This is a genomic window from Neisseria sp. HMSC068C04 (genome assembly GCF_001810105.1).
Taxonomy (GTDB): Bacteria; Pseudomonadota; Gammaproteobacteria; order Burkholderiales; family Neisseriaceae; genus Neisseria; species Neisseria flavescens_B.
In genome coordinates, this window is record NZ_KV799902.1 from 1 (window position 1) to 17155 (window position 17155).

A 17155-nucleotide genomic window follows, 5' to 3' on the forward strand; every position below is an offset into this window, starting at 1 on the left:
TAGGGGATTTCGGGGAATTTTGCAAAGGTCTCAGTTTATGAGTATGTAAACGAGGGGGCTTTTTTATTTGGAAGGTGGTTGGGCATATCCGTTATCGGCTGGGAATGCGTCAGGTTCACTGGTTTTTTGTGTCGGATCGTACAGTTCAAAAATTGCTGTACCAATTACACCGGTGTTGTTGATGGAACCTTTATCCGAGTTTGCAGCGTAAGAGTCTTTTGGATTGCTGAATACAAAAGATGCTACAGCATCGTCACTTTTACGGAAGCCTTCGATTACCAGTGAATCATGTGGGTACAAAACATAGCCATCAGAGTATCTGCTGGCTGCTTGGCCTGAGACGACATCCAAGCCATCTACGCTGGCTACGATTTCCAAAGTTTTATTGCTATTGTTCTTATAAACCAAACGGTATGACTGACCATCTTTCCCTTGTAAAAAGTAGTTGCTGCCGTCGCGGAAGATTGGAAACAGGTCGCCATTGTCAGATTGCACGGATAATTCTACTTTACCTGCGGCTAATGAAATCGAGTTGATTTTTTTACCGCGATAATCTTTAGCAGAATAGTTCAATACGCCTTCTGCCAAAGGGTTTTTAGTAACACGGCGTAAATCTACGGAATGAACGGAAGACTGTACTTCATCTCCCCAACTGGTTCCTAGTTTTTCTGCTGTTTCTACGCTTTGGTTGGCCATTTCTGATTCGGCTGTGGCAGGAGCTTCGGACGAGGGGGATTGTTGAGAACAAGCAGCCAAAATTGCAGCCAACAGCATTGGCAGCCACAATTTAAATTTTATTTTGAACATAATCGCTCCTGAGATAATTTAATGGGTTAACAATTTGAATACGTTAGATAATATGAAAATTATCCGTATTCTATCCTATTAATCCAATTGGGTAGAAAGCCGGGCTGTAAAAACAAGATAAGTTATTTATAGTAATTAAAACATAATGGGATATCTCGAGCCGATTTGAAAATAAACCGGACTTAGATTTTATAAGTTTGTATAGCCGATTAATCTGTTTCCATATAAAAAGGCCGTCTGAAAAGTACTTTTCAGACGGCCTAAATATTTATGTTTTACAACAAAGGACTCATCAGGCGGACGGCATTTTCTACGAGGCCGCGGAGTTTGGAGCGTTGTTGCCATGATTTGATGGCAATGTAGCTGCTGTTTTTAAGGTAGCTGCGCTGTAGGTGGCAGATTTGTTTGGTGGTGTCGCGATCGTAGATGGCGAGGCTGATTTCTAGGTTGAGGAAAAAGCTGCGCATATCCATATTGACTGTGCCGAAGAGGGAGTAGTCTTCGTCAATGGTCATGGTTTTGGCATGTAGAAGACCGCCTTCAAACATGGCGATTTTAACACCGGCTTCCAGCAACATAGGGTAGTAGGCGCGTGAGGCGTAGCGAACCATCAGTGAATCGACTTTGGCAGGCAGTATCAGGGTTACTTTGACGCCGCGTTTGGCGGCAACGGTTAACGCCATGAGAAGCGGCTCGTCAGGGACAAAGTAGGGAGTGGTAATCGTGATTTGTTTGGTGGCGGCATAGATGGCGCTGATGATGGTTTCGTAGATAACGAAGCTGCCTTGCTCGGGAGCGGATGGAATAATTTGGGCAACAATATCACCTTGCTGCATTTTTTCAGGAAGGATTTGGGGCAGCAGGCTTTGGGCTTGGTTGAGGTATGTCTGTACGTTTTGGAGGTTTTCATCGGTTTCGACGGCGAGGTCGGCGAAGAAGACGGCAGACAGTTCCAAAACCATAGGACCTGTACAGCGCATCATGACATCGACCCATTCTCCGACGCCGGAGTTTTGTTTGAAATAGCGCGGGTCGACGAGGTTGAAGCTGCCGGTATAACCGATTTTGCTGTCGATAACGAGGATTTTGCGGTGGTTGCGCAGATCGGTGCGCGTGAATAGTGTACGCCAAATGCCGACAGGTAATGAGGTATGTACTTCAACGCCTGCTTGGCGCAGTATCTCTACCCAGTCACTTTCAAAAAAACTCCTGCTGCCGACGGCATCGGCCAGAATGGCGCAGTCAACGCCTCGATCTGCGGCGGCAAGAATTTCATTTAGAATTTCTTCGATGCGGCCTTTGGGCTCGATAATGTAAAAGGCCAGCAGGCATGAATGGGTTGCGGCGCGTATGTCTGCAAGCATGCTGTCGATGATGGCATCGGTGGTCGAGAGCAGGCTCATGGCGTTGCCTTTGGTTGCACCCAGCCCCGTTCCTTTTTCGGCAACTTTACTGATGCCGTGGTAACGTGATTTGACTTGGTCGGCAATGTCGAGATAGATATCGGCTAGATGGGTGGCGGCAAAGTTGCGGTAGAAGCGGTTCATTTCGCCGGTACGTTTGGCGCGGGCCGTGCCGAGACGAGGCTCGCCGATAAGGATGTAGGCGATGGTTCCGAATACGGGGAAAAGGAATAGGATAATCAGCCAGGCAAAGGTTGAGCCGATGTTTTTTTGTTTGTACAACACGCGCAGCATGCAAACGAGTGCGGCGCAGGTGTGGGCGAAGATGAAAATTTCGGTCCAGGTGATGTCTTTTAAAAAATTCATATTCGGTAGCGGGAGTAGATGTGTTTTTAAGTTTGAAGGTGTCGGCTGATAAGCTTCAGATATTAAGTATATAGAAAAACCGTCTGAAAACAAATTTACACGATAATCGTGTTTTGCTTTCAGACGGCCTTTTGAGTAGATAGTATTTTTACGTTAAACCACTAAAAGATAGAGCCAATAGGCAAATCCGCCCAGTGCCGCACCGGCAGGCAAGTCAATCAGGTAATGCTGTTTGGTAAACACGCAGGATAGTGCGATAAGGATAGGGAAAAGGAATGCAACAATGCCCAAAGATGGCAATGCGTGCAATGCGGTCAGCATGGCAACGGAAACATGCATGCTGGGGAAACAGTTGCTGGCTTGGTCGAACTTTTGCACAAATTTTAAAAACCATTCGGATGGTGTTTTACCGGGATTGATGCTGCGCCAATGCGGTGGGGTAGAAACAGGGAACAGCCAGAAGAACAACATTTGCATAAACAGCAACATCAGAAAGCTGAACGCCATCATGTTGAAATGGCGGTGGTTGGTGGCGATAAGGTTGAGATAGAGGATAGCCGGGTAGTAAAGAAAACTATATACCCACGACCAACGCGGGCGGAATGGGATTTTTTCATCTATTGGAGAATTCCAAACAATCTCTTTGCGTAAAGGATGGCGTTGGGTATAAAAGTAAAACTGATAAGCGCCGATAATCATCACGCCGCTTAATATCAGATTAACCAAATAGTCTTGAAAGGTCATGGTGTATGTTCCTAAAAATAGATTTTATTTGAAATGAGTGTGTGAACTTAAAAGAACGATATCATACCTATCTTTTGAAATATGTAAAATAAATTTCTCTATTTCTAAAAAAATAGGGTCGAGTAAAGAAGAATAATTGTTTTGCGGTTAACCCTGGCTAAAAGGCCGTCTGAAACCTGTTTGGGGAGTTTTCAGACGGCCTTTGAGTTGCTTTAATTAACGGTGATACTGACGGGACAATTCGTGTACGGTATCGACCAAAATTTTGGCGTGTTCCGGATCAGCGTGTTGGTTGATGCCGTGGCCGAGGTTGAATACATGGCCGCTGCCGTTACCGTAGTCGGCGAGGATGCGTGCGACCTCGGTGCGGATAGATTCCGGTGTACCGAAGAGGGCAAACGGGTCGAAGTTGCCTTGCAGGGCAACTTGTTCGCCGACGCGACGGCGGGCTTCGCCGATGTTGCAGGTCCAGTCCAAGCCCAATGCGTCTGCGCCGATTTCTGCCATGCTTTCCAGCCATAAGCCGCCGCCTTTGGCAAATACGATAACAGGCACGCGGCGGCCTTCGCTTTCGCGTTTGAGTCCGGCAACGATTTGTCGGATGTACTTCAGGCTGAATTCTTTAAATGCGGCATCGCTCAACACGCCACCCCAAGTGTCGAAAATTTGTACGGCTTGTGCGCCGGCATCGATTTGGGCGTTGAGATAAGAGGTAACGGCTTGGGCATTGGTGTCGAGGATTTTATGCAGCAAATCAGGGCGAGAATACATCATGGTTTTGATAGTGCGGAATTCTTTGCTGCTGCCGCCTTCAACCATGTAGCAGGCGAGTGTGAACGGGCTGCCGGAGAAGCCGATCAGCGGAACTCGGCCGTCCAGTGCTTTACGGATGGAAGTCACTGCATCAAACACGTATTGCAGTTTTTCCATGTCGGGAACTTGCAGTTTTGCAATGTCGGCTTCATGTTGCAAGGCGCGTTCAAATTTCGGGCCTTCGCCTTCGGCAAAATACAGGCCCAAACCCATGGCATCTGGAACGGTCAGAATATCGGAAAACAGAATTGCCGCGTCCAGATCAAAACGTTCTAAAGGCTGGATGGTGACTTCGGTTGCCAGCTCGGTGTTTTTGCACAAATCGAGAAAGCTGCCTGCGCGTGCGCGTGTGGCTTTGTATTCAGGCAGATAGCGTCCGGCTTGGCGCATCATCCAGATGGGAGTGTATTCGACAGGCTGTTTGAGCAGGGCGCGGAGGAAAGTGTCGTTTTTCAGAGCAGTCATGATAAATAGGCTTTCTGATTTGGTGTGTTGGACAAAGTTCAGACGGCCTTAGATATGTATTGAGGCCGTCTGAAATGATTAAATGGTTGGTTCTGTTGTAGATTTCATATTATCGCTTAATGCGAAATCAGCACATCAATTTAGCTGAGGAAGGGCTGCCGGATGTTCTTCTTCGGCTACGCTTTCCAAAACCAGATTGCGTTGTTCTTGCGCTTTTTGCGGTTGGCCGGTTTCATCAAACACGCGCGCTAGGACCAAATGTGCGGATACGCTGGGTTGCAGGGCGATGCTGGCTTCAAGGTAGCCTTGGGCTTTGCCCCAAAGTTTGCGGCCGTAGGCCAGTTGGCCAAGATACATCAACAGCGGTGCATTGTCTGGTTGTTCCTGCAGCCAAGAGTCTGCCAAATCGATGGCTTTTTGTTGCTCGCGCTCGCTTAGGAAACGTACGGATTCGACAAATGCTTCCAAAAGCTCGGGCTGGCGGGTTTGCGGATAATGGGTTTTAACCCATTTGACCGCATCGGCATACAAACCTAAACGCTCGTATTTTTCGGCAATCGCAACACACAATTCACCTGATTTCAAGCTTTCTGGAATGTGTTTCAAACAAGCTTTCAGACTGCGTGCATCGGTTACTTCGCTTAAGAGGCGGCGATATGCCCAATTTTGATACTGTTCGGCTTCGTAATCGTTGATGGCGCCGGCTTTGACCAGTTTTTCTGCTTTTGCCAAGACATCTGCAGCATCGCCGTGATCAAAGGCATAACGCAATTGCAGGCGGACCAGGCGGCTTAAGTTGCTATTGATTTTTGCTGCTGCTTCAAGGTTTTGTGCGGCAGTCGGATAATCGCGGCGGCTAAGTGCAGATTCAGCCAGCAAAAGATGACGGGAAAGCTGTTGTTTTTGTGGCAGCTGTTCGATTTCGTGCAGGTAGCGATCGCGCAATTCGAAGTTTTCAATTTGGTCGGCCGCGTGCGCGCCCAACATCAAAGCCAGGGTGCGGTTGTCGCCTGCTTCTTTGTTTTGCAAGACTTTGGCGGCTTCTTGTTCGGCTTTTTCAAAACGGCCTTCAAAATATGCCAGACCTGCGCTGTTCAAAGAGGCAGAAGCCTGACGACCTTTACGGGCAATGCCGAAGCGTTGCATACGCGCCGGAATGTTCAAGAGGCCGAACATGAATTTAATCAGGAAATACAAGACGAATACGCTCAACAGCAGGCCCAAAACAAAGGCATGCAGATTGATACGCAGCATGGTTTGTTCAACCACGACGTACACGTTGCCAGTATAAATGCCGGAAGCCAACGCTAAACCAACAGCGGCGGCAAACAGAATGACAATCCAAACGACGGTTTTCATGCTTGCTCTCCTTTAATTTTGGCAGCAGGCTTGGTTTGGTTTTGTGGTTTGGCAGCTTCGGTGGCCGGTTCTTTTTTGTTTTCAGACGGCAAAGCAGGTGCTTCCAGAGATTGAGGTGCAGAAGCGGCAGCCGGTGCGGCAGTCGTGGCTTGTTCGGTACCTGCAGCCGGAGCGGAAGCGGTTTGCTCGGCAGCTTGGGTTTGTGCGGCTTCTTCGGTCGTTATTTGTGTACGCAAACCTTCTTGATAAGCGCGAACGGCGCTCAAGCTGGCTTTCAGGCTGTCGTCTGAAATCATGCGGACATCAAGGACTTTGAGTTCGGCCAACTCTTTCAGCCATGACTGGGTAGCAGGGGATTTGCTGTCGAAGTATTGTTTTACAGTTGCTTCAACGTTGTTCAAATCGCTTTGATACACTTCGCCATTGTGTTGCAACAGGGCAATGCGCGCATCCAAAAGGCGCAGGCGCAGGTTTTCACGGATGAAGTAGGTTTGATCGGGTGAAATCAACATGGCGTCGTTGCTGTCCAGATGACGGACTTCAACCAAGCCTTTGAGGGCATTGAGGGATTTTTCCCATGTGTTTTCCCACCAAGTTCCTGAATTAGCAGCTTCGACAGGCGCGGCACCTGGTTTCAATACGCCGTCCAAAACCAAAGGTAGGCCGGAAATACCGGTTTCCAAACGGTCGATACGCAAGGCAGTAGCGGAAATATCGACATAAGGACGGTTTTTCAGTGCGGCCAAATCATTGCTGATGGCTTGCTTGATGGGGATAAGCTCAGGCTGTTCAAAACGGCTTAAGCGGCTGTCAATGTGTTCCAATACGCTGACCGCGCCTTGAAGGTTACCTGACAGCATCAATTGTTGCGAAGCAGTGTTCAACATGGATTCGGCTTCGTCGACCAGCCAGTTGATACGGCCTTTGAGTAACTCTTGATAAGCTTTCTGCATTTGCAGGATTTGATCGCTATTGCTTTTTTGACCGTTGTTCAGGCGGTCTAACTCGGCCTGAATAGCGGTTTGGCGGTTGAGGTTTTCTTTTAAAAGGCTGGCGTTTTCAGATTCGCCCAACGCAGCTTTGTCGATTTTTTGGTTGAATTCGAGCTCTTGGTTCTTTAAAACATTTTGACCCTGTACAAACAGGAATCCGCTCGCGCCTAGGCCAAGCAGTGCCAAGACGGTTGCACCTGCGGCCAAGGCTTTGCCGCCAGATTGTTTGATGATAACAGGGGCGTTGTTTTGTGGGAGATTGTTGGACTCGGGCATGCTCGCCTCCACTTGCTGAGGTTGGGTAGGTTTGATTTGTTCAGACGGCCTGGTGTTTTCAGAATGTTCAGGCGCCGGAGCTGCCGTATTGGCAACTTGTTGGGTATCTTTATTATCTTCGACTTGGTTCACTGCTTGGCTCCTTTGTGGCATGGATGAAAGTGCTGCGGATAAAGAAGTGACGGTTTCTACATGTTTGGCGCCGACAATGCGAAGCGCATCGGCAATGCGCGGATGATGGGTAAAGTATAGCAAGGATTCGAAGAATCGGGAAAATTGCGGCGGAATCTGATGGAAAAATTCGCGCGCGAGTTCGCCGGATGTGACGTAGGCGGCGGCGATGTCTTCGATTTTAAAGTTCTGCCAATCGATGGGATGTGGCCGTCTGAAATAGATTTCGGCGATGTCGATTTGGAAACCCAGTTCGGTCAGTTTGTCTGCCAGAAAATCACGGCCGCCATGGCCTCGAATAATTAAAACTCGGGAGTTGGGTGGCAGGTTTTTCCAAATAGGCATTCTCAAGACGGCTTCGCTGTCGTTGCCATCTTCGGGAGAGAAGACGGGATAGGGGGAGAATTGCGCCAAAGTATGTTGGCTGGTTTGACCTACGGTAATGTGTGCTTTGGGGCCGTCTGAAAAGTTCAGATGCGGCGCTGCGGTTTCAATAGCGGTGGGGCTGACCCAAAACAACACATCGGCTTGCTTGAATTGTTCGGGGAGTTTTTTTAGCGCCGAACGATCCGCCTCTATTTCAATCGGACTCAATACCCGAGCCTGCCAACCGGCTGCATGGCAGGTTTGGATATCTTGCTGTGGACGGTTGGACGGACGGATGATGAGTAGGGTAGGCATAATGTGGGATAATTTATTAAGGTTTAGGCCGTCTGAAAGAAGGGTTTCAGACGGCCTGTTGCTAACGTACGTTATTGATCGACGAATGCGCGCTCAATCAGGTAGTCGCCGCGAACGCCCGTTTTCGGAGAAACGGTCAGGCCGAATTCGTCCAAGACGCTACAGGTGTCTTTCAACATGGCAGGGCTACCGCACAGCATGGCGCGGTCGTCTTGCGGATTGATTTTAGGCAGGCCGATGTCTTCGAAGAGTTTGCCGCTGCGCATTAAATCGGTCAGACGGCCTTGGTGTACATATTCTTCGCGAGAAACGATCGGGTAGTAAATCAGTTTTTCTTTAACCAAGTCGCCCAAGTATTCGTGTTCGGGCAATTCTTTGGTGAAGCGGTCGTAGTATGCCAAGTCTTTTTTGTAGCGTACGCCGTGAACCAAGATGATTTTTTCGAATTGCTCGTAAACATCAGGGTCTTTGGTAATGCTCAAGAAAGGTGCAATGCCGGTACCGGTGCTCAAGAGGTAGAGATGTTTGCCCGGATTCAGGTCGCCGGCAACCAATGTGCCGGTCGGTTTTTTACTGATGAGGACATCGTCGCCGACTTTAAGGTGTTGCAGGCGGCTGGTCAATGGGCCGTCTTGTACTTTAATACTGAAAAATTCCAGATGCTCTTCCCAGTTGGCAGAAGCCACGCTGTATGCGCGCATCAGCGGTTTGCCGTCTACCATCAGGCCGACCATGACGAATTGGCCGTTTTCAAAGCGCAAAGATTCGTCACGGGTACAGGTGAAAGTGAAGTAAGCGTCGGTCCAGTGGTGTACGGACAAGACTTTCTGGGTGTTGAATGCTGCCATTGATATTTCCTGTCGGATAAGGCCGTCTGAAAAGGATAGGTCGGGGCGGCCGAGGTTAATAAAAAGAATGGAATATGGTATTCAGCTACTTGCTTGCCGGTTTGGCTGATTTTTCGCTGAGGCTGTGCAGGTCGGAATAGCGTCCGCCTGCGCTGATTAGTTCATGATGAGTGCCTTGTTCGACTACATTGCCTTCATGCATCACAACGATGTTGTCGGCTTTTTCGATGGTCGAAAGTCGGTGGGCAATCACCAATGTGGTACGGTTTTGCATCAGGTTTTCCAATGCAGTTTGTACCAAACGTTCGGATTCATTATCCAATGCACTGGTGGCTTCGTCCAAAATCAAAATCGGCGCATTTTTCAAAAGTGCACGCGCAATGGCGAGGCGTTGACGTTGGCCGCCGGACAGTTTTAAACCGTTTTCGCCGACTTCAGTGTGCAAGCCTTGCGGCATTTTTTGGATAAATTCCCAAGCATTCGCGGCTTTTGCAGCATTGATAATTTCTTCTTCGCTGAATTTATCAGCTTGAGCATAGGCAATGTTTTCAGCAATCGTACCATTAAACAGGACAACATTTTGGCTGACGAATGCCATGCGGCTGCGCAGGCTTTCGAGCGTATATTCATTGATGTTGACGCCGCCAATCAAAACCTTGCCTTCATCCGGATTAAGGAAGCGCGGCAACATATTGGCCAGGGTGGTTTTACCGCAGCCTGATGCGCCGACCAATGCGGTCACTTTGCCTTGCGGTACAAGCAGGTTAATGTGGTTCAAGCTGTTGCGTTCGGCTTCAGGATAGCGGTGTACAACATTGCAAAATTCGATATCGCCAGGGTTTGGGCTGAGAATTTGTTTGCCTTCGTTGCTTTCTTCAGGTTGATCCAAAAAGGTGAAGACACTTTCTGCCGCCGCCAAACCGCGTTGCAGGGATTGCATCACGCCGGTCATGCGTTTGATGGGGTCAAACATCATGATCATGCTCGACAAAAACGACATAAAATCGCCTGCACTGAAGCCGGAAAGCCCTGCTTGGCGGGCGGCTGCGTAAATAATCGCAGCCAGAGCAACCGAGGCCATTAATTGCGTAATGCCGGTACCCGCAGAGCTGGCGGAAACCTGTTTGAGCAGGTTGCGGCGCACATCGTCGGCAATACGGTTGAAGCGGCGGTTTTCATAATCTTGACCGCCGTAGATTTTTACAACGCGTTCACCATTAATGCTTTCGCCCAAGACCTGCATCAGCTGGCCAAGATAAATTTGGTTGTTGGCAGACAGTTTGCGCAGGCGTTTGCTGACTGTTTGGATACATACAGCAACAACCGGCAAGATGATAAAAGTAATCAGGGTCAAACGCCAGTTCAGATAAGTTAGCAAGCCCAATAGGCCGACTACGCTCACGCCGTCTTTAGCAATCACGGTAATGACGTTAAACCCTGCATCGGTAATTTGATTGACGTCGTTCAAGATACGAGACATCAAACGGCCGCCGGTATTGCTGCTGAAATACGAAGTCGGCAGGTGCATCATTTTGTTGAACATTTCACCGCGCAAGCGCTGCACCAAGTGGCTGGACAGATAAGTCGTGCAATATTCGTTAATGAAATTGAACAGGCCGCGAACGAAAAACAGCGCCACAATTGCCAGCGGCAACCATGACATGCTTTTCATGTTTTTATCGACAAAACCTTCATTAATCAAAGGTTTGAGCAAGTAACCGAAAGCTGGCATCGTACCGGCGACAATCAGCATGGCCACTACGGAGACGATAAACATCTTCCAATAGCTTTTTAAATATCCAAGCAAACGCTTGTACAGCTCCCAGTTGGATGTGGCTTGTGTTGTCTGCATATCAATCCAGATTTAGAGCAAACATGCAATTCTAAACGAAAATATCTGTCATTACAATGTTTGCAATTGAAAGTCAAAAGGAGTTGGTATTGTTTTAACGCATTGATTTTATATGATAACGACTGTAATGCGGTTGGATTGGCAATAACGCTGCCTACTTCATAAATACCAGTCGCGGCCGTCTGAAAAAGTTTCAGACGGCCTCTTCAGTCGTCAAAGACAGCCGGTTAAGCCAAAGCTTCCTTAATGATGTCTTTTACTGTCGTTGCGTTATTAGGGACAACACGGACACGTTGCGGCAGGTTTTCCAAGCCTTCCAATGCTGTCGGACGGGGGATGGCAACTTCGCCGACCGCTTCATGGATGGAGGCTTCAAATTTGGCAGCCAACGCGGTTTCGAGGCAGACAATGGTTTCGCCGGCTTCGCGGACTTCACGCGCTACTTTGATGCCATCGGCTGTATGTGGATCAATCAATTCATGGTCTTGTTCGTAAACCTGTTTGATGGCGGCAAGGCGGTTGGCATGGGTCGATTTGCCGGAAACAAAGCCATATTGTTGATGTACTTTGTTTAACATAAATTCCAAATTGAAACCTTTGCCGGAGCCTACTTCAGCCCATAAGGTTTTGATTTCGTCTGCATCGCGGTCCATCAGATCGAACACAAAACGCTCGAAGTTGGAGGCTTTGGAAATATCCATAGACGGGCTGGAAGTGACGTGGGTGTGTTCGCTGTTGCGCGGGCGGTATGCACCGGTTTTGAAAAATTCGTCCAATACGTCGTTTTCATTGGTGGCAACAATCAAGCGGTGGATAGGCAGACCCATTTGGCGGGCGATATGGCCGGCGCAGACATTGCCGAAGTTGCCGCTTGGCACGCAGAAGCTGACTTTTTCGTCATTGCTCGAAGTGGCATTGAAATAACCGGCAAAGTAGTACACGACTTGGGCGACGATACGTCCCCAGTTGATGGAGTTGACTGTGCCGATGTGGTATTTGGCTTTGAATTCGGCATCGTTTTGTACGGCTTTGACGATGTCTTGGCAGTCGTCAAACATACCTTCAACAGCGATGTTGTGGATGTTGGCATCTTGCAGGCTGAACATTTGCGCACGTTGGAATGCGCTCATTTTGCCTTCCGGCGACAGCATGAAGACATTGACACCTTTTTTACCGCGCAGGGCATATTCGGCGGCAGAGCCGGTGTCGCCGCTGGTGGCGCCCAAGATATTGAGCTCTTTGCCTTCTTTGTTTAATACATATTCAAACGCATTGCCCAAGAATTGCATGGCCATGTCTTTGAATGCCAAAGTTGGGCCATTGGACAGGGCTTGGATTTTGATGCCGTCTGAAAGTGTGCGCACCGGAGTAATGGCTTTGGTACCGAATACTTCTTCGGTGTAGGTGCGGTTGATGATGTCGCGTAAATCATCAGCAGGGATGTCGGTGGCAAACAGGCTCATGACTTCAAACGCCAGCCCAGGATAGCTGAGTGTGCGCCATTGGTCTAAAGTAGCACGGTCGATTTGAGGGTATTGCTCAGGCAGCATCAAACCGCCGTCAGGAGCCAAACCCATCAATAAAACTTCGCTGAATTGCTTGCGTGCGGTTGCACCGCGGGTGCTGATGTATTTCATGGTTTCTTCTCTATAAAAACAAAAATATTGCCGATCAAAACAGGAAACCCGCCTGCGAACCATCCCGCAAGCCGCCCTATCCCGACTTTAATCCACTATAAACTTTCAGACAACCCCGATACACAGAGGTCGTCTGAAAAACATTATCTATACAAACGCTTGAAACAAGCATTGACGGTTTTCACCGTTACCGACGCAATCGCCCGATCGCGCGAAGAAGGATTCAAAACATCCATTAACTCTTGTGCAGACACCTGATTCGGCGCCTCCTCGCTCGCGCAGCCGCAGATTTTATCTTCCCACTCGCGCTGCTTGTCCGCGCTCATCGTCAGCGCGATCAAACGCCACTCGTTGCGCTTGTTCAATTCCGAACGGCATTGATGATCGACCGCCATTTTCACCACGCTGCCGCCGATACCCGTACCGCCGCCTAAACCGCCGAACGCCGAGTCTGAATCATAAGCGCAACCGCCCAACAACGCCGCCACAGAAGCAACGGCAACAATCTTTTTCATATTCATAGCCATCCCTTGCCGCAAGGTCGTCTGAAACGCCCCGCAAAGTCTTTAAACAAACGCGTATTATACCGTAAGTGGTGTGAGATGGGGGATTGAGGAAAGTCGGGTATAATCCGTTTTTTTCTTGGGAAAATAGAGGATTTATCAATGGTTAAATCAAGAAATCAAAGAACTAGATCAAACAAAACCACGCAAAACCCTAAAGGCAATCAAGAGAAAACGGCTGACAAAGGTATTCAAGAGCATTCAGAGCATACCGCTGAAAATAAACAGCCTGAATCAAAAGACAATGTACAGAATAAAAATAAACTTACACGCTTATGTAATTTTTTTAAAAAATTATGGAATGGAGATGTTCAAGAAAAAAATAAAAACTCAAAGAAAGCGGAAGAAAATGCCGCTAAAAATAATGCTGCTACACAACAGGAGGAAATTAAACAAGCTGAGACAGTTGAGCAACCAGAAGAGCAAAGAAAACTCTCTGATTATTTAGAAATCATCAGTAAATTATTAGGGTTCTCAGCAATATTAGGAACATTTATTGGTGGATTTTTTATATATGATTATCTTAAAATCATAGATCAATTAAGCATTTTTCCTGAAGTAACTACTAATCCACCTGCTTTAATAGCTACTGCTACTATTTTTGGAGGCATAGTATTATTTTTATATTTCAAATTTTTCGTGGCATTTTTATTAGGAATAAACGCTAAATCAGGGCAAGGATGGAATACTTCAAAGCCGATCGTATCTTTTTCAATTTTTTACATATTTTCCTGTGTATTAGATTATCATTTTTTATATCCTCTTATATCAGATACACTTACATTTATATCATTTTTATTTTTTATATTTATAACATGTTCTACAGCTTGCATGTTAGGATTTGATAAAGGTTACAAAAGAAATATAAAGATTTTTATATTCTTATTTTTAACTCATGCATACGTAATTTTTCTTCATTTAATCCCAAGCAATAAACTATCACTAAACTCAGTCCATTTTGCTCGTTTTGCCGAAACCCCTGAGAATTCCTCATGGTACTTATTACATAATAATTTTCAACAAAACAATGGCTTCCAAGAAACCAGCGGAATTGACAGAAATGACTTGTTCAAGTTAAAACAAAAATTCAAATGCTCTGCACTTTCAGAAAAAGAAAAAGTAAAAAAAGGCATTTCCTGTTCTTCAATCCCCGAACAGCGTAACAACGCCCTATACGGCTATATGGCTTGGAACTTAGGCGACACTAAGGTCTTCTGCCCGCCGACTGCTGAAAACAACAAAGGAAAAAAGGAAGCCGCAAAATTAGCAACAGAATGTATCGTTATCAGTGGGAAATTCCTGCAAATTTTGAATAAAAACTATATTGATATTATGCCCAAAGAGCGTTAATCCGCTTTCAGACAACCTGCTATAATCCACGTCGTCTGAAAACCCTCTTTCACGGAAACCGCCATGTCCGACCTTTTTGCCCGTCAACCCGAAGCCCCTTTAGCCGAACGCCTGCGCCCGCATACGCTTGATGACGTTATAGGGCAGCAGCACTTAATCGGCGAAGGTAAACCTTTGCGTGTGGCGGTTGAGGGTGGAAAGCCGCATTCTATGTTGCTGTGGGGGCCGCCGGGTGTAGGCAAAACCACGCTGGCACGGATTTTGGCGCAGAGTTTCAATGCCCAGTTTCTGCCTGTTTCCGCCGTGTTTTCCGGCGTGAAAGACATACGCGAGGCAATCGAGAAAGCTGAAATTGCCTTGCAACAAGGGCGCGCGACGATTTTGTTTGTTGACGAGGTACACCGCTTCAACAAAGCGCAGCAGGACGCATTTTTGCCTTATGTCGAAAGTGGCTTGTTAACCTTTATCGGCGCCACCACGGAAAACCCGTCATTTGAAGTCAATCCTGCGCTGTTGAGTCGCGCGCAGGTGTATGTTTTGCAATCCTTATCTTCAGACGACCTCAAGAAACTGATTGCCAAAGTGTTGGCGTTGCCTGAATACCAAGAGTTTACGATTGAAGCGGATGCGCAAGAATTGCTTGTGAATACCGCCGATGGCGATGCGCGCAGATTGTTGAATTTATTGGAACAACTTTTACGCTCCGCCGACACACGTCGTCTGAAAAACTTAACCGCCGAATTTCTTGCCGACAGCTTGGGCGCGCAAATCCGCCGTTTCGACAAAGGCGGCGAGAGTTTCTACAATCAAATCTCCGCCCTGCACAAATCCGTGCGTGGTTCGCATCCGAATGCCGCGCTGTATTGGTTCTGCCGTATGCTCGACGGCGGCACCGACCCGCACTATCTTGCCCGCCGCATTGTCCGTATGGCATGGGAAGACATCGGACTTGCTGATCCGCGTGCGTTAACGATTGCCAATGATGCCGCTGCTACTTATGAGCGATTGGGTTCTCCAGAAGGCGAACTCGCTTTGGCGCAAGCCGTGTTGTACCTTGCTGCCGCTGCCAAATCCAATGCAGGCTATAAGGCATACAACCAAATGCGCCGTTTCGTCAAAGAAAATGCCAGCGACGAAGTGCCTGTCCACCTGCGCAATGCGCCGACCAAGTTGATGAAAGAATTGGGCTACGGACGTGAATACCGCTATGCCCATGACGAGCCTAACGCCTACGCCGCCGGCGAAAGCTATATGCCCGACGGTCTGGACGAACCCGATTTCTATCAACCCGTCCCACGCGGATTGGAAATCAAAATTGGCGAAAAATTAAAATGGTTGAAATCCTTGGATGAAGAGGCGCTGGATGATTAAAACAATAAATGTACATAATACAAATCTAAGATCAAATTGAATTTTTCAGACGGCCTTTGCTGTTTGAATATTTTTAACCTATACCATACACATATATTTTCATGAATATTTTTGAAGCCTTACTATTATTGTGCCTGCTGATTGTTATTAGCGCATTTGTGTCCTGTTCCGAACTCGCGCTTGCTTCGGCACGCAAAATCAAATTGCAGGTCATGGCAAAAGACGGCGGCGATACGCGTGCGCTTGACGTAATCAATATGCAGCAGCAGCCGGGCAGTTTTATTACCGTTGTCCAAATTGGTTTGAACGCCGTCGCCATTCTTGCCGGTATTGTCGGCGAGGCGGCAATACGTCCGTATTTTGGCAAACTTTTGGAGAACGCAGGCAGTTGGGGCAGCACAGTTGCCTCTTTGCTGACCTTCTCGCTGGTTACAGGCAGCTTTATTTTAATTGCCGACCTGATGCCCAAGCGCATGGCAATGACTCATCCCGAAGCGGTGGCGGTACGCATTGTCCGTCCGATGATGTTTTTGATTTTTATCTTAAAGCCCCTTGTCTGGGTTTTTGACGGGTTGGCAAACGCAATATTCAAACTCTTCAAAATCTCAACCGTCCGTCAGGAGCAGCTGACCTCGGAAGATATTTATGCCGTCGTTGATGCCGGTGCGCAGGCTGGTGTATTGAAAGAACAAGAACACTATCTGATTGAAAATATTTTTGATATGCAGGAGCGCACGGTTACTTCTACCATGAGTACGCGCGAATATATCGCCTATTTTGATAAACACGACGACAGCGATACCGTGTTGGAAATGATGTCGGAAAAACCGCACAATAAATTCCTCGTATGCGACGGCGACTTGGAACGCGTTATCGGCTATATCGAATCGCATACGCTGCTAACCTTGTTTTTAAAAGAGAAAGACGTCCGCCTGACCGACAAGCGCGTGTTGCGCAAAGCCTTGTTTATCCCCGATACGCTGTCGCTTTATGATGTATTGGAGACCTTCAAAACTTCCGGCGAAGACTTTGCCGTAGTGGTAAACGAATACGCGCTCGTGGTCGGCGTGGTAACGCTGAAAGATGTGATGAGCATTGTGATGGGCGAGCTGGTCAATACCGAAGAAGAGCCGCAAATCATCCGCCGTACCGAAGATACATGGTTGGTGGACGGTGCCACGCCGCTTACCGATGTCATGCGCGCGCTGGATATTGAAGAGTTTCCCAATTCGGAAAATTATGAAACCATCGCCGGCTTTATGATGTATTCCCTGCGCAAAATCCCGAAGCGTACGGATTTTCTGGTTTATGCCGGTTATAAGTTTGAAATCATCGATACTGAAAATTTGAAAATCGACCAACTTTTGGTTTCCAAACAAGGAAATATGGTGGGGAAAATATAATAGGTTTTAAAGGAATATTTGTAGTATCAGATGAAAACGGGCCATCTTGAAATA

13 protein-coding genes and 1 pseudogene are annotated in these 17155 nt (G+C 47.6%); 3 read left to right on the top strand and 11 right to left on the bottom strand.

Features of this window, described 5'->3' with window-relative positions; translation table 11 throughout:
* Nucleotides 1-63: 63 nt before the first annotated feature.
* The 11 genes and pseudogenes from HMPREF2700_RS00560 to HMPREF2700_RS00605 form a co-directional block, all read right to left on the bottom strand.
* Nucleotides 64-807 carry a hypothetical protein gene (locus HMPREF2700_RS00560; protein ID WP_070589183.1) on the bottom strand — a complete coding sequence of 248 codons (744 nt, stop codon included), beginning with the start codon at nucleotides 805-807 and terminating at the stop codon, nucleotides 64-66.
* A 275-nt stretch (nucleotides 808-1082) separates the two neighbouring features.
* On the bottom strand, nucleotides 1083-2576 hold the full coding sequence (gene cls, locus HMPREF2700_RS00565; protein WP_070589188.1) for a cardiolipin synthase: 1494 nt from the start codon (nucleotides 2574-2576) through the stop codon (nucleotides 1083-1085).
* Nucleotides 2577-2729: 153 nt separating this feature from the next.
* Complete coding sequence (locus HMPREF2700_RS00570; RefSeq protein ID WP_070589190.1) at nucleotides 2730-3320, bottom strand: phosphatase PAP2 family protein; 591 nt, start codon at nucleotides 3318-3320, stop codon at nucleotides 2730-2732.
* Nucleotides 3321-3536: 216 nt separating this feature from the next.
* Nucleotides 3537-4598 (bottom strand): uroporphyrinogen decarboxylase, encoded by a 1062-nt coding sequence (gene hemE, locus HMPREF2700_RS00575; protein WP_070589192.1) that lies wholly within the window; start codon nucleotides 4596-4598, stop codon nucleotides 3537-3539.
* Nucleotides 4599-4733: 135 nt separating this feature from the next.
* The gene (locus HMPREF2700_RS00580; RefSeq protein ID WP_070589194.1) at nucleotides 4734-5957 is read right to left on the bottom strand and encodes a heme biosynthesis protein HemY; all 1224 of its coding nucleotides are present in this window, start codon (nucleotides 5955-5957) and stop codon (nucleotides 4734-4736) included.
* Nucleotides 5954-7225, bottom strand: a complete 1272-nt coding sequence (locus HMPREF2700_RS11955) for a uroporphyrinogen-III C-methyltransferase (protein ID WP_283129658.1) — start codon at nucleotides 7223-7225, stop codon at nucleotides 5954-5956. The genes HMPREF2700_RS00580 and HMPREF2700_RS11955 overlap by 4 nt, the downstream gene beginning before the upstream one ends.
* A 156-nt stretch (nucleotides 7226-7381) precedes the next feature.
* Nucleotides 7382-8077 (bottom strand): annotated as a pseudogene (locus tag HMPREF2700_RS11960) (uroporphyrinogen-III synthase); the annotation flags it as partial.
* Between the two features lie 71 nt (nucleotides 8078-8148).
* Nucleotides 8149-8925: a ferredoxin--NADP reductase gene (locus tag HMPREF2700_RS00590; RefSeq protein WP_003679792.1), complete on the bottom strand. Its 777-nt coding sequence runs from the start codon at nucleotides 8923-8925 to the stop codon at nucleotides 8149-8151.
* 85 nt (nucleotides 8926-9010) lie between these two features.
* Nucleotides 9011-10777, bottom strand: coding sequence for a lipid A export permease/ATP-binding protein MsbA (gene msbA / locus HMPREF2700_RS00595; RefSeq protein ID WP_070589198.1), 1767 nt, complete (start codon nucleotides 10775-10777; stop codon nucleotides 9011-9013).
* Between the two features lie 227 nt (nucleotides 10778-11004).
* Complete coding sequence (gene thrC / locus HMPREF2700_RS00600) at nucleotides 11005-12414, bottom strand: threonine synthase (protein WP_070589200.1); 1410 nt, start codon at nucleotides 12412-12414, stop codon at nucleotides 11005-11007.
* Between the two features lie 143 nt (nucleotides 12415-12557).
* Nucleotides 12558-12929 carry a hypothetical protein gene (locus HMPREF2700_RS00605; protein WP_049229122.1) on the bottom strand — a complete coding sequence of 124 codons (372 nt, stop codon included), beginning with the start codon at nucleotides 12927-12929 and terminating at the stop codon, nucleotides 12558-12560.
* 150 nt (nucleotides 12930-13079) lie between these two features.
* Between HMPREF2700_RS00605 and HMPREF2700_RS00610 the strand changes: the two genes are divergently transcribed.
* The 3 genes from HMPREF2700_RS00610 to HMPREF2700_RS00620 all read left to right on the top strand — a co-directional run bounded on the left by HMPREF2700_RS00610 (nucleotide 13080) and on the right by HMPREF2700_RS00620 (nucleotide 17101).
* Nucleotides 13080-14327, top strand: coding sequence for a hypothetical protein (locus HMPREF2700_RS00610; protein WP_070589202.1), 1248 nt, complete (start codon nucleotides 13080-13082; stop codon nucleotides 14325-14327).
* 63 nt (nucleotides 14328-14390) lie between these two features.
* Complete coding sequence (locus tag HMPREF2700_RS00615; protein WP_070589204.1) at nucleotides 14391-15698, top strand: replication-associated recombination protein A; 1308 nt, start codon at nucleotides 14391-14393, stop codon at nucleotides 15696-15698.
* Between the two features lie 101 nt (nucleotides 15699-15799).
* Nucleotides 15800-17101, top strand: a complete 1302-nt coding sequence (locus tag HMPREF2700_RS00620; RefSeq protein WP_049328971.1) for a polyamine export protein PaeA — start codon at nucleotides 15800-15802, stop codon at nucleotides 17099-17101.
* Nucleotides 17102-17155 lie beyond the last annotated feature (54 nt).

Excerpts from the sequence above, each read along its gene's own strand:
- HMPREF2700_RS00605 (WP_049229122.1), bottom strand. The coding sequence starts at position 12,929 with ATGAAAAAGATTGTTGCCGTTGCTTCTGTGGCGGCGTTGTTGGGCGGT.
- HMPREF2700_RS00580 (WP_070589194.1), bottom strand. The coding sequence starts at position 5,957 with ATGAAAACCGTCGTTTGGATTGTCATTCTGTTTGCCGCCGCTGTTGGT.
- HMPREF2700_RS00560 (WP_070589183.1), bottom strand. The coding sequence starts at position 807 with ATGTTCAAAATAAAATTTAAATTGTGGCTGCCAATGCTGTTGGCTGCA.
- hemE (WP_070589192.1), bottom strand. The coding sequence starts at position 4,598 with ATGACTGCTCTGAAAAACGACACTTTCCTCCGCGCCCTGCTCAAACAG.
- msbA (WP_070589198.1), bottom strand. The coding sequence starts at position 10,777 with ATGCAGACAACACAAGCCACATCCAACTGGGAGCTGTACAAGCGTTTG.
- thrC (WP_070589200.1), bottom strand. The coding sequence starts at position 12,414 with ATGAAATACATCAGCACCCGCGGTGCAACCGCACGCAAGCAATTCAGC.
- HMPREF2700_RS00590 (WP_003679792.1), bottom strand. The coding sequence starts at position 8,925 with ATGGCAGCATTCAACACCCAGAAAGTCTTGTCCGTACACCACTGGACC.
- cls (WP_070589188.1), bottom strand. The coding sequence starts at position 2,576 with ATGAATTTTTTAAAAGACATCACCTGGACCGAAATTTTCATCTTCGCC.
- HMPREF2700_RS00610 (WP_070589202.1), top strand. The coding sequence starts at position 13,080 with ATGGTTAAATCAAGAAATCAAAGAACTAGATCAAACAAAACCACGCAA.
- HMPREF2700_RS00570 (WP_070589190.1), bottom strand. The coding sequence starts at position 3,320 with ATGACCTTTCAAGACTATTTGGTTAATCTGATATTAAGCGGCGTGATG.
- HMPREF2700_RS00615 (WP_070589204.1), top strand. The coding sequence starts at position 14,391 with ATGTCCGACCTTTTTGCCCGTCAACCCGAAGCCCCTTTAGCCGAACGC.
- HMPREF2700_RS11955 (WP_283129658.1), bottom strand. The coding sequence starts at position 7,225 with ATGCCCGAGTCCAACAATCTCCCACAAAACAACGCCCCTGTTATCATC.
- HMPREF2700_RS00620 (WP_049328971.1), top strand. The coding sequence starts at position 15,800 with ATGAATATTTTTGAAGCCTTACTATTATTGTGCCTGCTGATTGTTATT.